Genomic DNA, 19,322 nt, shown 5'->3' on the forward strand with positions numbered 1-19,322 from the left:
CCGCCACCCCGGCACCACCCCGACTCAAAGCGGGTGAAGGCGTTGATGCACCTGTGTTGTGGTGAGATGCGGGACTCGGGGCAGGCCACTGTCACAGCCATAATGATTTGGCGGCATTGCGTCATGGCCTGTCGGTACCGGTCGGTACGATACACTCCGTGACGAACAACACGAGTGACGGCGGTCAGCCGTTCGTCCCCCTCGGGCTTGAAGGCGAAGAGCTGGAGCGCTTTACCGCGCTCCGAGACGACATTCCACCTTGGCTGCAAACATCCCTATGGGACTGGATCAAACGAGAGTTCACTCGTTACGCGCGAGGCGGCAATTCGGTTACTACATTCAGTAATGAGCTGGTTCGCGAAGTCGAACGTAAGTTGCATGTGCCGATCGGTTGGGATGGAACGAGCTCGTACGATACCGACAATGCGTTCTGGTGGCTGAAGAACGCGTTTTCAGACGGCGGCCCCGTGAAGACGTGGCGTCTTGTGGACTATTTGCTAGGCACCAAGCACGACGCTCAGAAGCAGCGACTCGGCGAGCTGCTGACGGAAGCCGGGTCGGCTTGGACCCTCGGCCAACGAAACGGCAGGCCCGGCCTCATAAAGCGGCTGCCGTCTGGCGTCGCAGAGGCGGCTCTTGCGGTATTTCAGCATGGCGACGCAGGGCGAAGGCTTGAATCAGCCTGGGCCTCGGCTTTTGGGATAAATCCTGACCCGGAAACTGCGTACTCACGCGCGGTTAAAGCTGTTGAGTACGCGGCGATACCGGTAGTCAGCCCGAACGACGGCAGCGCAACGCTTGGCAAGCTGATTGGACAAATCGCTGGCGGCGGGCAATTCAACATACCGGGGCTACGTGAGCACACCGATGCCAAAACACACGATGTTCTAATTGGAATGATGCGGCTCCTCTGGACTGGACAAAGCGACCGACATGGTGGCCCTTCCAGCGTCAGCGTGACGCAGGAGCAGGCAGAGGCGGCTGTGATGCTCGCCGTCACACTGGTCGGCTGGTTCGAAACCGGCAAGGTCGTGCGCTGATCCGATGATGGTGATCGAGATCGTGCAGGCTGCGTCCAGCGCATGGTGGACGCCTTGGCTTCCGCTGCTGGGTTCAGCCCTAGTCGCTGCCGCCGCGTTCCGTGGTGTTGTTCTAAGTAACAGAACGAACTCCCGCGCCATTTCAGCAGCAGATGACCGCGAGTTCTTGAAGTGGCGACGCGAGAAGGTCACAGACCTCTCGGACGAGATTTTAACTGTGGCACACGTGTGCGCGGCGACTGCACGCAGTTTTTATCTTTGGGAACCGGCGTCAGTGCAGAAAAACTTCATCGAGATTAACAACTCGTTAGCGGCCATCCCGGATGCCGCCCGCAGAATGCGACTGATAGCCGAGGACGCTCTTGATTCTGAAATTACGCAAGTGCACCAAAGCGTCGTTGCCTGCCTTGGGGTCGTCACGACCGAATGCAACAAGAGCCGCGCTCTGTATCGGGCTAAGAAGCCTGAAGAAGCAAACGCCTCGATGGATCCGAAAGCCGAAGACGTAGCTCGTGCATGTGAGAATTTCAGCAAGGCGGCGCGCGCTTTCATGACCTCAGCACCCACGGCAGATATCCCCAAGCGAAGCAGCAGCCGTTTCGGTCGCAAGAAAACGGATTAACCGAAGTTCAAAAAAACTGGACAACGTTCGGCGGGGCTTTCTGAAACTGGCTCCGTAGTGCAGCCGGGCGACTGAGCGGGGCTTGCTTCCCGCCCTCGTTCTCGGCGATGTAGTCGTACACGGTCAGGGTCGTAACAAACGACGCGTGCACGAGCCACCGGCTCACCTGCATGTAGCGCTCCCCCGCGCTCAGGCTCATCACCGCAAACGCGCCGAAGGTCGTGCCAGCGGCTATGTGGCAGCTTGAGCGCGGCCAAGGCGGGTTGTAGGCATCGCCTGTACACATTGGCGCACGTCAGGGGCGCGTCCCACCGGCACATCGCAGCCGGGTCGCGTACGTCGATGCCTGCGGCACCGCACTGGCGCGGGTGTGCCGCCCTGGAAACAGCGGCGCATCCGGGTCGTAGTCCGCGGACAGCACGTCGCCTTGCGGGTGCACCTCCCGCAGGTTAGTTTGCAGGTCAGTGCCTTCGTCCATCGATTTCCGCGGATAGGAGACCGACCGATCGAAGGCACTGAAAGCGCCAATTGGGACGGCTGAGAGATGTACTTGTCCTATGACGGCGAGTCGTCCAGAATCAGTCTGAACCGGGCCTAGACGCACGGCGGGTTTCGCGGGTTCGCGATGTCGGCACCCTCGGACGAGTCGAATCGGACAACCGGATCGGCACCAACGGATACGGTTATTCAACGCTGCAGATTGCGGCATTGGAAGGGTGTTAACTCGTGACCGAGCCTGCTAACGGAACCACCGACGTGCCGAAGGGTGCCGACAACCGGTCGCCCGAACCGGATGCCAAAGAAGACGATTCGGCATCCACGGTCGACAGCTCCGATATTGATTCCGACGCGCCAAAGAAGCGAACTCGGCGTACTAGAAACTTCCCAGGTACGTCTTTTAAAGAGGCGCTCTTCCTGGCAGATGCGATCCAAAAGCACGCATCTGGTCAAAAGGTCAGGCGCCTGACTCTTTTCGAGGCACTGAATCGGGCTCCAACCAGCGGGACTAGCCGCAACCTCGTCACGGCCAGTGGCCAATATGGTATTACGATCGGTGGGTACAACGCGGACTTTTTGGAACTAACTCCGCTTGGGAGGTCCGCCTCAGACAAAGGCCTCGACGAGGCGAGACGCGTAGCGGCTCAAATCCAATTAGCCATACTAGATGTCGAGCCCTTCAAAACTGTATTTGAGCAGTTTGTTGGTCTCCGCCTGCCAACTGTTGAAGTGTTGAAGGACGCGTTCAAATCGGCGGGTGTGGAGGATGACGTAGTAAGTGAAGCTGTCGAGATTTTCCTTGCCAACGCTCGCGAGGTAGGTCTAGTAAGAACCATTGCCGGTTCTGAGCATCTCGTTGCTGCAGATGCAGTCCTGGAGCAAGTTGCCTCAAACGACTCGGTTCCATCCGCGGGAAAAGACACACCGACATCTCAGAATGGGCCAACTACCGCCTTGCCACCTTTGCAGAACCACGGATCGCCCCAGAGCCTCGCGTCTCGCTGGGCGGTGCAGGCGGACGATCTCAGCTCCACGTGCTTCATCGTTTCGCCGATTGGAGCACCTGATTCAGAGCAACGGCAGCACGCAGATCTAGTTTTGGGGTCGCTAATTGAACCTGCTCTGGCCGAATTAGGGCTGCGTGCGGTCCGGGCAGATCAGATCAGCAAGCCTGGATTGATTACAGGCCAAGTTATAGAGCACATCGCGAAGGCCGCGCTGGTGATTGCGGATCTCAGTTTTGCAAACCCAAATGTTTACTACGAGCTGGCCTTACGCCACGCGGTCCAGAAACCCGTAGTACAGATCACGCGATCATCCGACACACTGCCGTTCGACGTTGGCCAGTATCGGACTGTCACAGTCGACATGACAAACATCTACACGTTGGTTCCCCAAATCGAGCTCCATCGACAGGAAATAACGCGGCAATGCCGCGCCGCATTGGCCGAAGGAATCCCCTCGCAGACCCAGCTAACACTTTTTTATCCAGATTTCTGGGACCACATCGGTGTCGAGACCTCCTAACCCGCAGAGCTGCGATGGGACTGCACCAAATTCGACGCACTTTGCGGCCCCGGTTGCTTCGGGGCCAGTTCCACGAGAGGGCGGGTAAGCGGGGCTTGCTTCTCGCTCTCGTTCTCGTTCGATGCAGTCCGAGTAGACGTTGTGCGAAGTCACGTACGACGCGTGACCGAGCCAATTCGAGACCTGCATTTAACACTCCCCCGTGCCAAGGCTAGGCACGGCGAACTTGTGGCGAAGGTCGTGCTAGCGAAAGCGTGCAGTCCGACCGCGCGTAGCGCTTGCCCGAACGAATGGCCAGCGAGGCTTCGGAGTTGACCGGAGCGGTCCATCTATACCCCTCAGACAGGTGGCCCCAAAGCAGATCGCCGTCGGGCCAATAGTCGCTTTGCGGCGGGCGGGCCCGTTCTTCCTGCGTACCTCCGGGTCAACGACCACCGCGCGCTCGGATCGGATGGCGTCTTGAACCAGTCCGTCCAGCAATATCTCCTCCGTCGCATACCGGCTACGGAAGTGCCGGGCGTCAGGGTTTTACTCCGCGCGGTCGGGGCTTACGAAACTCGTTGCGCCTTCAGACAGCTCCGTGTCCCTGACGTTCGGGTCGGCAAGCCCTCCCGCGGAACCCGCAGTAGGCGCTTACAGTCACGGCCAACGCACAAATTCGCTAGCCCAACACCCAGGCGATGTGGTCGGTCACACGTCGTCAGACCTCTGAAATCTCGTGACCAGCACTTGCCAGACTCCGAAAACACCCGTACCATCGAACATGCATTCGAGTACTGGGGAGGAACTCGTGGTCACAGCTGTACAAGATTCACCACTCACGTCCGATGAAGTGTTGCGTTTCGTCGCGCGTCTTCAGGCGTCCGATGTCGTTGTCGACGCAGCAGCGGGCATTGATTTGATCTCCGCCCTCGAGACCGTCAAGTGCGCCAGCGTGGCAACCCAAGCCCTGGTGACCGACGCCGTCGCAACAGTCATCAGCAACGAACGCAAAGAACGCGGCAAGCCGAAAGCACAGTGGCGCAATGGTATTGCGTCACAGATCGGTCTTGCCCGACGCGAATCACCGAACCGTGGGGGCACTCATCTGGGACTCGCTCGCGCGCTGGTGCACGAAATGCCACACACTCTCGCGCGCCTGAAAGCCGGCGAACTCAACGAATGGCGGGTCATGATTCTCGCTCGCGAGACCGCGTGCCTCACCGTCGACGATCGCCGCACCATCGACGAACGACTCTGCGCAGACCCGGCAACCCTGGCCGGTGCCGGGGACCGCACCATCGAGGGCCGCGCCCGCGCACTCGCCAACGAACTCGATGCCGCCTCCCAGGTGAGACGCCGCGCCAAGGCCTACGCAGCAAGGCGCACCAGCACCCGTCCCGCACCCGAATCGATGGGCTTCTTCACGGTCCTCACCTCGATGGAGAAGATGGTCTGCATGTGGGCGACACTGCGACGTGACGCCGACACCATCATCAACTCCGGCGGTGACACACGCACCCGCGACCAGATCATGGCCGACCTCGTATTCGAGCGCATCACCGGCGCATCCGCAGCACAGGGCCCACCGGTGACCGTCGACGTCGTCATCGCGGATTCCGCCCTCCTCGCCGGCGGTGACACGTCCGCATACATGCACGGCTACGGCGACATTCCGTCCGACGTCGCCCGGCAACTCATCCGAGACACACTCGACAGTGAGACGCACGTCGCATTGCGACGCCTCTACGCGCACCCGACGTCCGGTGCGTTGACGGCGGTCGAGTCCACATCACGCGCATTCCCGACCGCGCTGGGACGCCTCATCGATCTCCGCGACCGCACCTGCCGTACCCCGTGGTGCGACGCACCGATCCGTCACCACGATCACATCAGACCCCACTCCGCGGGCGGCAGAACGAGTGCCCAGAACGGTGCAGGTCTTTGTGCCGCATGCAATTACGCGAAAGAGGGCGACGGCTGGACGGCCGAGGCGAGACGTGACAAACGGGGCGCTCGACACCGATACACACTCATCTCACCCACCGGGCACACCTACGACTCGAGTGCGCCGCCGATGCCGGTGGTGGAGCTGTACAACTCGCGGATCGAGAACGTGATCATCACCGGTCTCTTCGACGACGATGCCGCGTGACAGGTCGCCGCGGGAAGAGACCGAGCACCAACTCGGTTACACTCGGTAACGACGCGCGTAGCTGCACGTCAGACGTCGTGGAATGCTTTTACTTCCGCCCGGCTCCGGCCGCGCAGTCCATGTGCACCCTGCACAGGCTTCTCTTACGGCGATCGAAACTGCCCACCGGCAGTCTCGCCACCTTGCATCTCGGCCCGAAGGCCCGCAGGTGCAACACCCTGCCCGAAAGGCACTTTTCATCACTATGACGACCCCACAGACTTTTTCTGCACTCGGCGTACCCCAGGCCATCGCGGATGTACTCGCGAGCCAGGGCAAGACCGAGGCATTCCCCATCCAGGCCGATACCCTCCCCGACACACTGCAGGGACGCGACGTGCTCGGACGCGGAAAGACCGGCAGTGGTAAGACACTCGCATTCGCCATCCCGATGGTCGCTCGCCTCGCAGGCCAGCTTCCCGGCAACCGCAAGCCCGGCCGCCCGCGCGGCCTGATCCTCGCGCCGACGCGTGAGCTCGCCACCCAGATCGCCGTCGCGATCGAGCCGCTTGCTTCCGCATACTCGCTGAAGGTCACCACCATCTTCGGCGGTGTCTCACAGGTCCGCCAGGTCTCCGCGCTCAAGGGTGGAGTCGACATCGTCGTCGCCTGCCCCGGTCGCCTCGAGGACCTGATGAAGCAGCGCCACCTCACCCTCGACGGCGTTCAGATCACCGTCCTCGACGAGGCAGACCACATGGCCGACCTCGGGTTCCTGCCCGTCGTCACCCGCATCCTCGCCGCCACTCCGGACAAGGGCCAGCGCATGCTGTTCTCCGCGACCCTGGACAACGGCGTCGACAAGCTGGTCAAGCGCTTCCTGCACAACCAGATCACGCACTCCGTCGACGAGGCCACCTCGCACGTCGAGGCCATGACGCACAGCGTCTTCGAGGTCGACGGCGTCGAAGCCAAGAAGAAGCTCGTCCACCAGCTCGCATCGGGCACCGGACGCCGCATCCTGTTCATGCGCACCAAGCACCAGGCCCGCAAGCTCGCCAAGCAGCTCACCGACGCCGGAATCCCGTCCGTCGACCTGCACGGCAACCTCTCGCAGGCCGCGCGTGACCGCAACCTCGCCGCGTTCTCCTCCGGCCAGGCCCGTGTTCTCGTCGCCACCGACGTCGCAGCTCGCGGCGTCCACGTCGACGACGTCCAGCTCGTCGTCCACGTCGACCCGCCGGCCGAGCACAAGGCGTACCTGCACCGTTCCGGCCGCACCGCACGCGCGGGAAGCGCCGGAGACGTCGTGACCGTCGTCCTGCCCGAGCAGCGCAAGGACACCGCAGTTCTGCTGCGCAAGGCCGACATCAAGGTCACCCCGGTCCGCGTCACCGCCGACTCGCCCGCAGTGGCGAACCTCGTCGGCGAGCAGGCTCGCTACGTCCAGCCCGCGCCGAAGGCCGAGCCGGAAGTTCGCGCCGCGAACCCTCGTAACAGTAACAACGCGCGACGCGGCGGCCCGGCCCGTTCCGGTGGACAGCCCCGCTCCGGTGGACAGCCGCGCAGTGGAGGACAGCCCCGCAGTGGCGGTCAGCCGCGCAGCGGTGGCGGCGGCCACAGCCGTCGTGCAGCAGGGCCTGCCACGAGCCAGCGCAGCCGCTGATCTCAGGCTGGCACACTGGAGCGGTGACCGTCAGCTCTTCCCACACGCCGAAGTCAGGGCCCCTCGGTCCGCAAGAAATGGCGACCGCTGCCGTCATGAGCAGCTTCACCGTTGCCCTGACGGTGATCGGTGTGCTGGTACCGATGGCGGCGATCCTTCAGGTCGTCGCGGCGATTCCCATGTCGGTGGTCGCGCTCCGGTATCGGACTCGCGCACTGGTCACCTCCGCGGTCGCGGGCACCCTCGTCGGATTCGTCGCGGCCGGAACCCAGACAGCCATCACCGTGGCCAGCGCCGCCCTACTGGGCGGCCTGGTCGGGCGGGCGAAGCGCAAGAAGCAAGGACTGTTCGGCGTTCTCGTCACCTCGATGGTCGTCGGGCCGGCACTCGGGGCGTTGACCGTGCTGATGCTGCTCATCCTCGTTCCGTTGCGCGAGCTGTTCCTCGAAACGCTCCGCAACACGATGGAGGGCATTTCTCGATTGCTCGAGCGAACGTCGGTGCTGCAAGGTGCCGCGGATGTGCTCCGCAGTAGCAGCACCGCCGTGCTCGACAACTGGTGGTGGTGGGTCGGAGGATCGATCGCCTTCGGCATCGTCACCGGAACGCTGTTCGCGTGGCTCATCCTCACCGCGATCCTCGACCGTCTCTCCACCATCCCCACCCCCGAGCCTCTGGTTTCGAACGCCGACGACGAAATCGGGCCACTGCCGGTCACGCTCACCGCAGTCGGTTTCCGCTACCCGGAAAGCACGACGTCCGCGCTGACCGGCGTCGACCTCCGCATCGACATCGGTGAGTTCGTGGCGATCGTCGGCCACAACGGTTCCGGCAAATCGACACTGACGCGGATCCTCGCCGGCCTCGAACCGTCGGAGGGCACAGTGGACAGGCCCGGCTCGACCGGCCTCGGACGATACGGCGGCACCGCGGTGGTGCTGCAGCGTCCCGAAAGCCAGATCCTCGGCACCCGCGTCGCCGACGACGTGGTGTGGGGACTGCCGCCCGGCGATTCACGCCCCGACGTCGAAGCCCTGCTCGACGAGGTCGGACTCGGCGGCATGGGAGCGCGCGACACTGCCTCCCTGTCCGGCGGCGAGATGCAGCGGCTCGCTGTCGCCGCAGCACTTGCTCGCCGTCCTGCACTTCTCATCGCCGACGAGGCAACCGCGATGATCGACGCCTCAGGGCGCGAACATCTGGTCTCGCTCCTCGCCGAACTGCCCCGCAGGCACCGGATGTCGGTCGTGCTCGTCACGCACCATGTCTCGGAAACCGTCGCCGCAGATCGCGTCGTGCATCTGCACGAGGGCTATCAGGTGCAGCACGACTCCACGTGGATGCAGGCTCGAACGGAGAATTCCACTGCGCTGCACGACAATTCGAGTGAACGCCTCCTCGAACTGAGCGGCGTCGAGCACACGTACAACCGGCGCACACCGTGGGCGCAGGTAGCACTGAACGGCATCGACATCACTGTCAAACGCGGTGAGGGTGTACTCGTTCTCGGTGGAAACGGTTCGGGCAAATCCACTCTCGCCTGGATCATGGCCGGCCTCACCGGCCCGACCAAGGGCACCGCCCAGCTCGGCGGCAAGGCGATGACTGCACGGGTGGGCGACGTCGGGCTCGCGTTTCAGCACTCGCGCCTGCAGCTGCAGCGGCGCACCGTCTCCGAGGACATCGCTGCCGCTGCCGGTCCCGAAACAGGCTCTGCCACAGTATCGGCCGCGATGGATGCCGTCGGCCTGGACAGGTCGTTGGCCGCTCGCGACATCGATTCACTCAGTGGTGGGCAGATGCGACGCGTGGTGCTCGCCGGGCTGATCGCGCGTCGGCCTCGCATGCTGGTTCTCGACGAACCCCTGGCCGGGCTCGACCCGCCCGGGCGCGACGACATCATCGGCGTTCTCGCCGGACTGCGCGATCGCGGCGTCGCCATCGTCGTCATCTCCCACGACGTGGATGGCATGGACACCGTCTGCAGCCGCACCATCACGATGGCCGACGGCCACATCGTCTCCGATTCGATCCTGGGGAGCGTGCACTCGTGACCACCGTCGTACTGCGTCAGGTCCCCCGATTCTCACCGATCCATCGCCTGTGGGCCGGCACCAAACTCGTCGTCGTACTACTGCTGAGCATCACTCTTGTCGTCGCACCGACGTGGCCTGCCCTCGGAATCGTGTTCTCGCTGTTGGTCATCGCCGCGATGATCGCGCACGTCCCGATCACCGCAATTCCGCGTCCCCCGTGGTGGATCTGGGCATTGTTCGGCGTCGGAGCTCTGATCAATCTGCCGATCGGCGGCGCGGCAGTGCTGGTGTATCTGCGCGCGACGCTGTTCATCTTCGTACTGCTCGGCGCATCGATGATGATCGGCTGGACCACGTCGATGAGCGACATCGCCCCTGCGGTCTCCAAACTGGGCACACCGCTGAAGAAGCTGAAATTGCCGGTCGACGAGTGGGCGATCGCCGTAGCCCTGAGCCTGCGTTCGCTTCCGCTGCTCATCGAGGAGATGCGCACCCTCAATGCTGCCCGACGCCTGCGCCCCAAACCGGTCGTCAACTGCGCGTCGGACAATTCCCTGGTCGACATCGTCACGACGGTGATGTCGGTTGCCATCCGACGGGCCGACGAGATGGGTGGGGCCATCACCGCCCGCGGGGGCACCGGAATGATCACCGCAACCGACGCGCGTTTCAAGGCCTCCGACGCAGTGACGCTGACCGTGGTGACGCTCGCGTGCACTGCGGCCATCGCGATCAGCTTCCTGTGGAGCTGAGCTACTCGCCCGCGAGACGTTCGGTGCGCGAGTTCAAGGCCTTGACGAACACGTCCGGGATGTCTCGCGGATCCTCGGCGACATAGCTCGTTCCACCGGTGACTGCCGAAATCTGCTGCAGTGCAGCCGGATCTGCATCACTGGTGACGCCGACCGTGATGATCACGATGGGTCGCACCGGATCCTGTTCCTTCTGCAGCGACGCCAGCAGCTGGTCGAGGGAGATACTGCCCTCGTCTTCGTTGGCTCCGTCGGTCAGGATGATGACGCTGTTGACGTAATCGGGGTCGTAGCCCTCCTTGACCCGCCGGAACGCAGCCAACGTGGTGTCGTAGAGCCCTGTTCCGCCTCCGACGAGAGCAGGAAGGCCTCGGATCGAATCGAGAATGGCGTCGCGCTGCGACTTTCCGCCGAATGTACCGTCGGCCTTACCCATCGGCACCAACTCACGGTAGTCCTGCTTGCCACCACCGAGACCGATCGAGAACGCCCACAACCCCATCTGCGTCTGATCACTGAAGAGCGAATTCGCACCGACAGACGCGTCCACGGTCAACGCGATACGCGTGGAATCGCCCGATCTCGCGGCCATCGAACCCGACACGTCCTCGACGACCAGGGTCCGCAGCGGTAGCGCGAGCACCGCCCAATCCCGCAGCGTCGTCTCGATCGACAACGGGTTCTTGATCTCGAGCGACGCCACGGACCCGACGCCACGGCCGTCGGGAAGTGGTGTGCCACTCGATGTTCGGAAGCCTGCTGCGACCATGGTGTCGGCGGCCGACGCGGTGGCGAGAACCGAGGCCAGTGCCACTCCGGCCTGCTTGACGCGGTCGTATTCGGGGCCGGCAGGCGCGGTCACGGCCAGCGGGTAGTTGAGGAAATAGCTGCCGGTCGGCGGAACCGACTCGGTCAGTCCCGATCCCGGGTTGTCGGCCTCGTACGCAAGGACTGCCTGTTCGGTGGCCACGCTGGTGCCACCCTCGGCAGCCGCCAGGGCCACCAGATCCGGAGTGTCGTGTGGAGTGTTCGCGATCCGTCCGAAGTCCTGCGCCATCGGGACCAGGGCAGCGGACACGGCCTTGGCGTCGGAGATGGCCACCTCGGATTCGGCCAGCGCACCGAGGATCGCGGCGTTCGAGGCGCTGCTGGTCAAAGGGTCACCGATGCGTTGACCGGGAAGCTGGAGCACGCTGAGCCAGGTATCGGTCACCGGCACCGCGTCGGACTTCGATACCAGCACCGGCAACGTGTTCGCGACGGATGTCTTGGCCAGCTCGGGCAGGGCACCGGTCGAGCGAAGCGTCTTGAGCAGCCACAGCGTCGAATCCGGAATCCACAGGTCCGGGCGGTTTTCGGTTCCCGCGATCTCGGTGGCGGTGTCGGCTGGACGTTCGGGGCGAACCTCGAAGTTCACGCAGCCGCGGTCGAACTCGCCGGCCTGCGCCAGAATCTGCTGGACCGGTTCGGCAATGGAGGTGTCCACCGCGAGCGACACCGTGTCGAGGGAATCGCAGGAATCCGCACCGGACGCGCGCACTGCCTGCACTCCGAACCATCCACCGACCACGACGATGACCGCAGTCAGAGCGAGAACCGCCCAGGTCCACACGCGGCCGAACCTGGAACTACTACCGCTGTGACGTCCCGACATCGCTGGCTCCCCCTGCTTCGATCCCCATCACCACCGACATGATGGGGCCCCGGATCCTCCACGCAGCGAGGTGCCTCGCTGCGTGTGGTGCATACCATAGCGGGTCACCCGTACAGGAGCTCAACCTCGGGCTCCGGCTCGCTACTGGCTGGGATGACTCAGGCGGCGCCTCTCGGAATCGGTCGATCCTCTTCGTGCCTCGGGTCCAGTTCCATGGCTTCGCTCGTGGACAGTTCACTGGCGGCGAAGGACGGATCGTCAGCGAAGGACTTGATCCGCGCAATTCGGTAGATGATCAGACCGTACAGAGCCTTCGCGAGAATGTCGGCTATCGAGTAACCGATCTGCTTACCGGTCCAGGCCGCGGCACCGTCGATGCCCAACTGCGGCAACAGGTACGCAATCGGGTACACACCCCACGTGATCAGCAGCAGAAGCCTGAGCTGACCGATCGACTTGCGCACCTGTTCCGGTTGATTGTCGAGGGACTTCGTGACCTCCACGAACAGGACGTAGAGGATGTAGACGAAGGGAATGGACGACAGCGTTCCGAAGAGGTTTCGAATTCCGTTGTCCCCGCTCAGTTCTCCCGGATACCCGAGTGCAATCATCAGCGCCGCAGCGGGGATGAGCCGCAACAACAGACTGGTCTGAAGCTTGCGGGCGAGCGCCAGTACGGCGACCAACTCGAGGAGGAGCAACGGCACGGTGAGCAGCCAGTCGACGTATCGGTAGCCCTCGTTGAACCCCTCTCCTACAACTTGGCTGTAGGTGCCTCGTCCACCGACCGCGTCGGTCTGGAACGAGTCGTTGAACGAATTGAAGATTCGGAAGTAGTGGTACGCGGCGATGCCACAGACGACGGCCGCAACACACATGGCCTGCCTGTACCGGGGCAAAATCCTAGGGAGACAGGCGATCATGAACAAAGCCGCAAAGAGCTGCGATGCAATGACCAACGAGAAGATGTTGTAGATGGTGTCGTGTTGGGCAGTGGTGAGAGTATCGGGTATCACGGGGTGTCCTCCGGTCGGAAAGTAGCGAAGTTCGCTGGTGAGGAGAGGACGACCGGGAGTGTCAATAACCTGCCGTGGTCTGAAGACCGCTGCGAACTGTCTCGAACGCTAGACCCAGTGCCGGCAAATAGTTGCCCGAAATCGACTATTCGAATATTTCGGTTCGGCAAACCTGCGAACCGCCCAGAATTGCCTCGAATTTCGTTGTCGTCGCGAACCTTTCGGGTCGATGCCGTCGTTAGCGACCAGAACGGCTTCTCAGCGCATTGACGAAGACGTTGGGGATCTCCGCCGGATTTCGTGCGACGAAGCTCGTACCGCCTGTGGCAGCCGATATCTGTTGCAGCACACCGGCATCTGCATCATCGGTGATGCCGATAGTCACGATGACGACCGGCTTGGACGGGTCCTGCTCGGCTCGCAGAGTGGACAGCAGCTCGTCGAGCGAGATGCTGGCAGGGTCCTCGTTGGTGCCGTCGGTGAGGATGATGACGCTGTTGACGGCATCGGGGTCGTAGCCCTGCTGCACGGTGCGGAACGCCGCCAACGTGGTGTCGTAGAGACCGGTACCACCTCCGACCAGGGTCGGAAGCGTCCGAGTCTGCTGCAACAGCACCTCACGCTGCGTGGTGTTGCCGACTTGCTCGTCCATTCGCCGGATCGGTGCGAGCTCACGGTAGTCCTGCGATTCGCCGCCGAGTCCGATCGAGAACGCCCACAACCCCATCGACGCGTTGTCGGGGAACAGCCGATTTCCGGTCTCACTGGCCTGCACCGTCATGGCGATGCGTGTATTCGCCCCGGCGCTGTAGTTCATCGACCCGGAGACGTCCTCCATCACCAACGCACGAGAGGGCAGAGCCAAGACCTGGTACTGCCGCAACGTCGACTCGGCGGCCTGCTGGTCGGCCACGGTCAGTGATGTCACGTCACCGATCCCACGACCGGCATCGAGTGGTGCGTTGTCCGCCGATCTGAAGCCGGCGTCGGACAGCGCCTGCTGCCCCAGCTCGGATTCGATGGCCGTGGCCAGTGCCGTCCCGACGGACTTCGCGGCCTCGTGTCGATCACCTGCGGGTTCGGTCACCGCCAGCGGAAAGTTCAAGAAGATGGTGCCCGTCGGCGGCACCGTCGCGCCCAGTTCGACGCTGTTGTCCTGCTGGTAGGCCAGGAAAGCCTGCTCGGAGACCACTGCGACGCCTCCGTCGGCGACCAGATCGTCGAGCCGTACCGTCGGATCGGCCTCACCACGAGTGGCGGCCTGAGCCTGAGCGATGGGGACGAGCGCCGTCCCGACCGAGTCGAGGGCGGTCTCGTCCGATCCGGCCTCGGCCACCGCGCCCAGGATGGCCGCGTCGGACGTGGTGTTGGCCAACGGGTTACCGATACGCAGACCTTCGAGCTTCAGGGCAGTGAGCCAGGTGTCGAAGAACGGCACCTCGTCCTTGCGTGCTGCGAGCACGGCCGGGGTGGCGGCCACCGACTGACTCGCGAGGTCGATCAGTGTCGCGGTCGACCGTACGGTCTTGCCGACCCACAGCGATGAATCCGGAATCCAGAGTGAGGGGACATCGTCGCCCTTGGCAACAGCCGCCGAGACCTGACCGGACTCGGTCGCCGTGACCTCGATCTCGGCGCAACCGAGACTTTCCGCGGATGTGTCGTCGACGATCTTCTGCAGCACAGGTGCGATCGCCGGGTCCGCGGCCAGAGAGTACGACGCGGGGTCGCCGCATTCGGACCCGAAGGCCTTCTGCGCGACGACCACACCGCCGCCGACCACGAGCAGGACGGAAACGGCCACGACACCGTACTTGGCGAGTCCTCTGCTGCTCGTCGCGGACGACGGCGCACTGTGCCTACCGGGCATGCATCTCCACTCCTACACCGTCAGGCGTAGATCTTGACGAACGTCTTCAACGAGTTCTCGATGTCGCCTTTGAGCGCGCGGGCGACACCGGAACCGATCGGACCGAACAGCGGCGCACCGCCGAGGTTGATGTCGATGGTGATCTCGGAACCGTCACCCTTGGATTTCACGGACATGTTCAGGCCGATCTTGACGCCGCCCTTGCCGTTGCCCTTGAGCTCGAGCTTCTTGGGCGGATCGTAGGACTCGATCTTCCAGGACACCCGGTTGCGCATGCCCTTCACGCTGGCGATGGAGTCGAGGGTGGTGCCGACGGCCAGCTGCTCGGGCAGCTCACCGCGCCACGCTTCGTGGATGGAGAGCCACTGCTCGTATCCGGACAGATCGGACGCGTGCGCCCACGTCTGCTCGGGGGTCAGCGGGACGTCGAGGGAAACCTTCAGCTTGGCCACAGCAGGGATGGTAACCGCTGAAACGAAAATGCCCGCGTGAGGCCTTGCTCACACGGGCATTTTCGACGGTGCTGCGATCGATCAGTGGGCGCTGGCCTTCTCCGCACCGATACCGGTGAGGGAGCGAACCTCCATCTCGGCCTGCTTGTCGGTGCTCTCGGTGTCCTTCGAGATCAGAGTTCCGACGATGCCGAGGATGAATGCGAGCGGAATCGACACGATGCCCGGGTTGGAGAGCGGGAACCACGCGAAGTCCGAGCCGGGGATCATCGACGTCGGCGATCCGGAGACGGCCGGGGAGAAGATGATCAGCACGATCGTCGAGATCAGGCCGCCGTACATGCTGAACAGTGCGCCGGTGGTGGTGAAGCGACGCCAGAACAGCGAGTACAGGATGGTCGGCAGGTTCGCGGCCGCAGCGACGGCGAACGCGAGTGCCACCAGGAAGGCGATGTTCTGCCCGTTGGCGAGGATGCCGAGGCCGATGGCCAGCAGGCCGATGACGACGGCCGTGATGCGCGAGACCTTGACCTGCTTCTTGTCGTCGACCTTGCCCTTCTTGATGACGCTCGCATAGATGTCGTGAGCGAACGACGCCGACGCGGTGATCGTCAATCCGGCGACCACGGCCAGGATGGTCGCGAAGGCGACCGCCGAGATGACACCGAGCAGAATGACGCCGCCGAGCTCGAAGGCCAACAGCGGAGCTGCGGAGTTCTGACCGCCGGCCGAGGCCAGGATGCGGTCGGGTCCGACGATCGCTGCGGCACCGTAGCCGAGCACCAGGGTGAACAGGTAGAACGCACCGATGAGCGCGATGGCCCACACGACGCTGCGACGAGCTTCCTTGGCGGTGGGCACCGTGTAGAAGCGCATCAGCACGTGCGGCAGACCCGCGGTGCCGAGCACGAGTGCGATACCGAGCGAGAGGAAGTTGATCTTCGAGGTGGCACTGCCGCCGTACTGAGCGCCTGGCTCGATGACGTCACGTGCTGCCACGGCCTCGTTGGCCGATCCGGCCACCATGGCCTGTGCGCTGCCGAGCAGCTCGGAGAAGTTCAGGCCGAACTTGGCGAGAACCAGAACGGTCATGAACGCCGCACCTGCGATGAGCAGAACGGCCTTGATGATCTGCACCCAGGTGGTGCCCTTCATGCCGCCGATGAGCACGTACGCGATCATCAGCACACCGACGATCGCGATGACGATGGACTGCCCGGTGCGGTCGGAGATGTCGAGCAGCAGTGCGACGAGTCCGCCTGCACCTGCCATCTGTGCGAGCAGGTAGAACAGTGACACCGTCAGCGTGGACAGAGCAGCTGCGGTACGAACCGGTCCTTGCTTGAGCCGGAAGCTCAGCACGTCCGCCATCGTGAATTTGCCGGTGTTCCTGAGCAATTCGGCGACGAGGAGCAGTGCAACGAGCCAGGCGACGAGGAAGCCGATGGAGTACAGGAAGCCGTCGTAACCGTAGACGGCGATGGCACCGGCGATGCCGAGAAAGCTTGCGGCCGAGAGGTAGTCACCAGCGATGGCGACGCCGTTCTGCGGTCCGGAGAATCCGCCGCCTGCGGTGAAGAACTCCGCGGAGGTCGCATTCTTCTTCGATGCGCGGATGACGACGGCCATCGTGATGATGACGAACGCACCGAAGATCGCGATGTTGACGAGTGGTTCGCCGACGGTGGTGCTTGCTGCTTGCGCGAGATTCATCGCTTGGCTCCCTGGGAGGCTTCCATCTCGGCGCGCAAGGCTGCGGCGCGAGGATCGAGTTCACGGTTGGCGAACTTCACGTAGATGCCGGTGATGGCGAACGTGGTGACGAACTGGCCGAGGCCGAGCAGCAGGCCGATGTTGATGTTGCCCCACACCTTGGTCGACATGAAGTCGACCGCGTAGGTGCTCAGCAGCACGTAGAGGACGTACCAGACCAGGAAGAACCCGGCCATCGGGAACACGAAGCTACGCAGGCGTCGTCGGAGTTCCTGGAACTCGGGACTGGCCTGCATGTCGACGAACGCTTGCGCGTCCGGTGGCGAATTGGTTTCCGATGCGGTCACCTTGGACTCCTGAAGTAGATGTGAGCTGTAGCTGACTCGGAACAATAATGAGAGTCAGGTCACAAAATCAGGAGGTGGTGTCGATCACACGATGGGCTGCGGGAGTGTGCGACGAGCGGTCGAGAATGGCAGTTGAGCGGCTCTGCGGGAGTGGAGCCTGCGGAATGACCCAGTGGTCTCAGAGCTCGCGCTCTCGGTCTTTGCCCATGTCGAGGCCTTCCGGCAGGTGCAGTCGCGCGAAGATGCGGGAGATGTCCGACGGGATCGTTCTTCGGGTGGCGAGGCTGACGGCGATCATCGAGGCGAAGGCGACGGGGACGCTGACGGCGGCGGGATAGCCGAGGATCGCTGCCGCCCAGCCGCCGAGGACGCCGTCGGAGATGGGGGTGACGACGGAGATCGACGCGGCGACGAGTGAGATGCCGCCACCGAGGAGCAGTCCGGTCGCGGCTCCGGCTGCGGTGAGGCCGCGCCACCAGATGCCCAGTACCAGCAGTGGGCACAGGGTGGATGCGGCGACGGCGAACACGAGCCCGACGGTGCGCGAAAGATCGAGTGAGACAACGCCGATCGACAGTGCCAGCGGCACGGCACCGGCCAGAACGGCAGCGACGCGGAAATCTCGGACCTTGCCCGAGAGGACGTCGGTACTGAGCACACCGGCAATGCTGACCAGCAGGCCCGACGACGTGGACAGGAAGGCGGCGATGGCACCGGCGGCCACGAGTGCGGCGAGCAGTTGGCCCGGTATTCCGGACAGCACCGAGCCGGGCAGCAGCAGCACCGCTGCGTCGGATGCCCCGGTGATCAGCAGTTGTGGCACGTACAGCCGGGCGAACACTCCGAGCACCGTCGGGAACAGGTAGAACATGCCGAGCAGCGCGAGGACGGTGAGCGAGGTCAGTCGCGCCGCTCGGCCGTCGGGGTTGGTGTAGAAGCGCACCAGCACGTGCGGCAGGCCGAGGGTTCCGAGGAACGTGGCCAGAATCAACGAGTACACCTGATACAGCGGGTGCGCTCCGCCCAGTCCCCCGCCGGGCATAGCCCACGCCCGGTCGGTGGTCGGCGCTCCCGCGACGACGGGGACGGGCGATCCGGCGTCGAGTGTCAGCAACGTACCCGAGCCCAGCCGGTGTTCACCTGCGTCCAGCAGGACTCGCCCGTCGACGCTCTCGTCGTCGAGAGTCCCCGTCACGGCGACGACGATCGGCGAATCCACCTGTACGAGAACATCGATGGTGATGTCGACGGCGGTCTGTTCGGTCACCGTGGGTGGGGCCGGACTGCCGACGTCGCGGTCGTCGGAATAGAAATGCACGGCCAGCACCAGTGCCGGGATGGCGATTGCGGTGAGCTTGAGCCAGTACTGGAACGCCTGGACGAAGGTGATGGAGCGCATGCCACCGCCGACGACGTTCGCAATGACGATCAGCCCCACCGCCAGGGCACCGACCCAGCCGGGCACTCCGAGCAGAATGTTCAGGGTCAGGCCTGCGCCCTGGAACTGCGGCACCAGGTACAGCGCGCAGATGACCACGACCACCAGCATCGCCACGGTCCGCAACCACGGTGCGCCGAGCCGGAATTCGACGAAATCGGGCACCGTGTACGCGCCGCTCCTGCGCAGCGGTGCCGCGACGAACAACAGCAGACCCAGGTAGCCGGCGGTGAAGCCGACCGGGTACCACAGCGCATCGGCTCCGTACTTCGCGATCAGACCCGCGACCCCGAGAAACGATGCAGCGGAGAGGTATTCACCACTGATGGCGGCAGCGTTCCAGCGTGGTCCGACGGTACGCGAGGCCACCAGGAAGTCGGAGGTGGTGCGAGCCAGCCGAACTCCGTAGATACCGATGCCCACCGTGGCCACGGCGGCCACCAGCAGCGCGATCACCGTCGCGATCGGAATGGATTGGTTCACTGGACGGCGATTCCCTGATCGTGGATCCCAGCACCGAAACTCATGTGGTGATCGGTTTCGCGGTGGGACACTGAGTGTGTGCACGTGCCGAGCGC

15 protein-coding genes and 2 pseudogenes are annotated in these 19,322 nt (G+C 63.7%); 9 read left to right on the forward strand and 8 right to left on the reverse strand.

The genetic code is table 11. From position 1 onward, the window contains the following. Positions 1 to 158 precede the first annotated feature (158 nt). Both CH302_RS17075 and CH302_RS17080 read left to right on the forward strand, forming a co-directional pair. A complete protein-coding gene (locus CH302_RS17075; protein WP_037191841.1) occupies positions 159 to 1,040 on the forward strand; it encodes a hypothetical protein in 882 nt (293 codons plus the stop codon). Positions 1,041 to 1,044: 4 nt separating this feature from the next. Continuing rightward, positions 1,045 to 1,662 (forward strand): hypothetical protein, encoded by a 618-nt coding sequence (locus CH302_RS17080; RefSeq protein ID WP_037191839.1) that lies wholly within the window; start codon positions 1,045 to 1,047, stop codon positions 1,660 to 1,662. 295 nt (positions 1,663 to 1,957) lie between these two features. Here the strand turns inward: CH302_RS17080 and CH302_RS30145 are convergent, their stop codons facing one another. Continuing rightward, entirely contained in the window at positions 1,958 to 2,101 is a 144-nt protein-coding gene (locus CH302_RS30145) for a hypothetical protein (RefSeq protein WP_155292929.1), read from the reverse strand. A 287-nt stretch (positions 2,102 to 2,388) separates the two neighbouring features. Between CH302_RS30145 and CH302_RS17095 the strand changes: the two genes are divergently transcribed. The 7 genes and pseudogenes from CH302_RS17095 (at position 2,389) to CH302_RS17115 (ending at position 10,254) form a co-directional block, all read left to right on the forward strand. Beyond that, positions 2,389 to 3,687 (forward strand): hypothetical protein, encoded by a 1,299-nt coding sequence (locus CH302_RS17095; protein ID WP_141216677.1) that lies wholly within the window; start codon positions 2,389 to 2,391, stop codon positions 3,685 to 3,687. Positions 3,688 to 4,477: 790 nt separating this feature from the next. Next, positions 4,478 to 5,821 (forward strand): HNH endonuclease, encoded by a 1,344-nt coding sequence (locus CH302_RS17100; protein ID WP_176460722.1) that lies wholly within the window; start codon positions 4,478 to 4,480, stop codon positions 5,819 to 5,821. Between the two features lie 244 nt (positions 5,822 to 6,065). After that, on the forward strand, positions 6,066 to 7,466 hold the full coding sequence (locus tag CH302_RS17105; protein WP_037191832.1) for a DEAD/DEAH box helicase: 1,401 nt from the start codon (positions 6,066 to 6,068) through the stop codon (positions 7,464 to 7,466). A gap of 143 nt (positions 7,467 to 7,609) precedes the next feature. After that, positions 7,610 to 8,056 (forward strand): annotated as a pseudogene (locus tag CH302_RS31000) (ABC transporter); the annotation flags it as partial. A 195-nt stretch (positions 8,057 to 8,251) separates the two neighbouring features. Further along, positions 8,252 to 8,578 (forward strand): annotated as a pseudogene (locus CH302_RS31005) (ATP-binding cassette domain-containing protein); the annotation flags it as partial. Further along, positions 8,567 to 9,520, forward strand: a complete 954-nt coding sequence (locus tag CH302_RS31010; RefSeq protein WP_441347078.1) for an ATP-binding cassette domain-containing protein — start codon at positions 8,567 to 8,569, stop codon at positions 9,518 to 9,520. The pseudogene CH302_RS31005 and the gene CH302_RS31010, both read left to right, overlap by 12 nt. Beyond that, a complete protein-coding gene (locus tag CH302_RS17115; protein WP_037191829.1) occupies positions 9,517 to 10,254 on the forward strand; it encodes an energy-coupling factor transporter transmembrane component T family protein in 738 nt (245 codons plus the stop codon). Before CH302_RS31010 ends, CH302_RS17115 begins: the two co-directional genes overlap by 4 nt. A gap of 1 nt (position 10,255) precedes the next feature. Here the strand turns inward: CH302_RS17115 and CH302_RS17120 are convergent, their stop codons facing one another. The 7 genes from CH302_RS17120 to CH302_RS17150 all read right to left on the reverse strand — a co-directional run bounded on the left by CH302_RS17120 (position 10,256) and on the right by CH302_RS17150 (position 19,227). Continuing rightward, positions 10,256 to 11,908 (reverse strand): VWA domain-containing protein, encoded by a 1,653-nt coding sequence (locus CH302_RS17120; RefSeq protein ID WP_037191826.1) that lies wholly within the window; start codon positions 11,906 to 11,908, stop codon positions 10,256 to 10,258. 158 nt (positions 11,909 to 12,066) lie between these two features. Further along, positions 12,067 to 12,924 carry a bacteriorhodopsin-like gene (locus CH302_RS17125; RefSeq protein ID WP_082323708.1) on the reverse strand — a complete coding sequence of 286 codons (858 nt, stop codon included), beginning with the start codon at positions 12,922 to 12,924 and terminating at the stop codon, positions 12,067 to 12,069. 238 nt (positions 12,925 to 13,162) lie between these two features. Next, on the reverse strand, positions 13,163 to 14,794 hold the full coding sequence (locus tag CH302_RS17130) for a VWA domain-containing protein (RefSeq protein WP_037191824.1): 1,632 nt from the start codon (positions 14,792 to 14,794) through the stop codon (positions 13,163 to 13,165). 20 nt (positions 14,795 to 14,814) lie between these two features. Next, positions 14,815 to 15,246: a type II toxin-antitoxin system Rv0910 family toxin gene (locus CH302_RS17135; protein WP_037191822.1), complete on the reverse strand. Its 432-nt coding sequence runs from the start codon at positions 15,244 to 15,246 to the stop codon at positions 14,815 to 14,817. 81 nt (positions 15,247 to 15,327) lie between these two features. Continuing rightward, the gene (locus CH302_RS17140) at positions 15,328 to 16,959 is read right to left on the reverse strand and encodes a solute symporter family protein (protein ID WP_037191820.1); all 1,632 of its coding nucleotides are present in this window, start codon (positions 16,957 to 16,959) and stop codon (positions 15,328 to 15,330) included. After that, positions 16,956 to 17,255, reverse strand: coding sequence for a DUF485 domain-containing protein (locus CH302_RS17145; protein ID WP_037192167.1), 300 nt, complete (start codon positions 17,253 to 17,255; stop codon positions 16,956 to 16,958). Before CH302_RS17145 ends, CH302_RS17140 begins: the two co-directional genes overlap by 4 nt. A gap of 229 nt (positions 17,256 to 17,484) precedes the next feature. Further along, positions 17,485 to 19,227: a sodium/solute symporter gene (locus CH302_RS17150; protein WP_037191818.1), complete on the reverse strand. Its 1,743-nt coding sequence runs from the start codon at positions 19,225 to 19,227 to the stop codon at positions 17,485 to 17,487. Between the last annotated feature and the right edge of the window lie 95 nt (positions 19,228 to 19,322).

The organism is Rhodococcus sp. 15-2388-1-1a (assembly GCF_002259145.1).
Classification (GTDB): Bacteria; Actinomycetota; Actinomycetes; order Mycobacteriales; family Mycobacteriaceae; genus Rhodococcoides.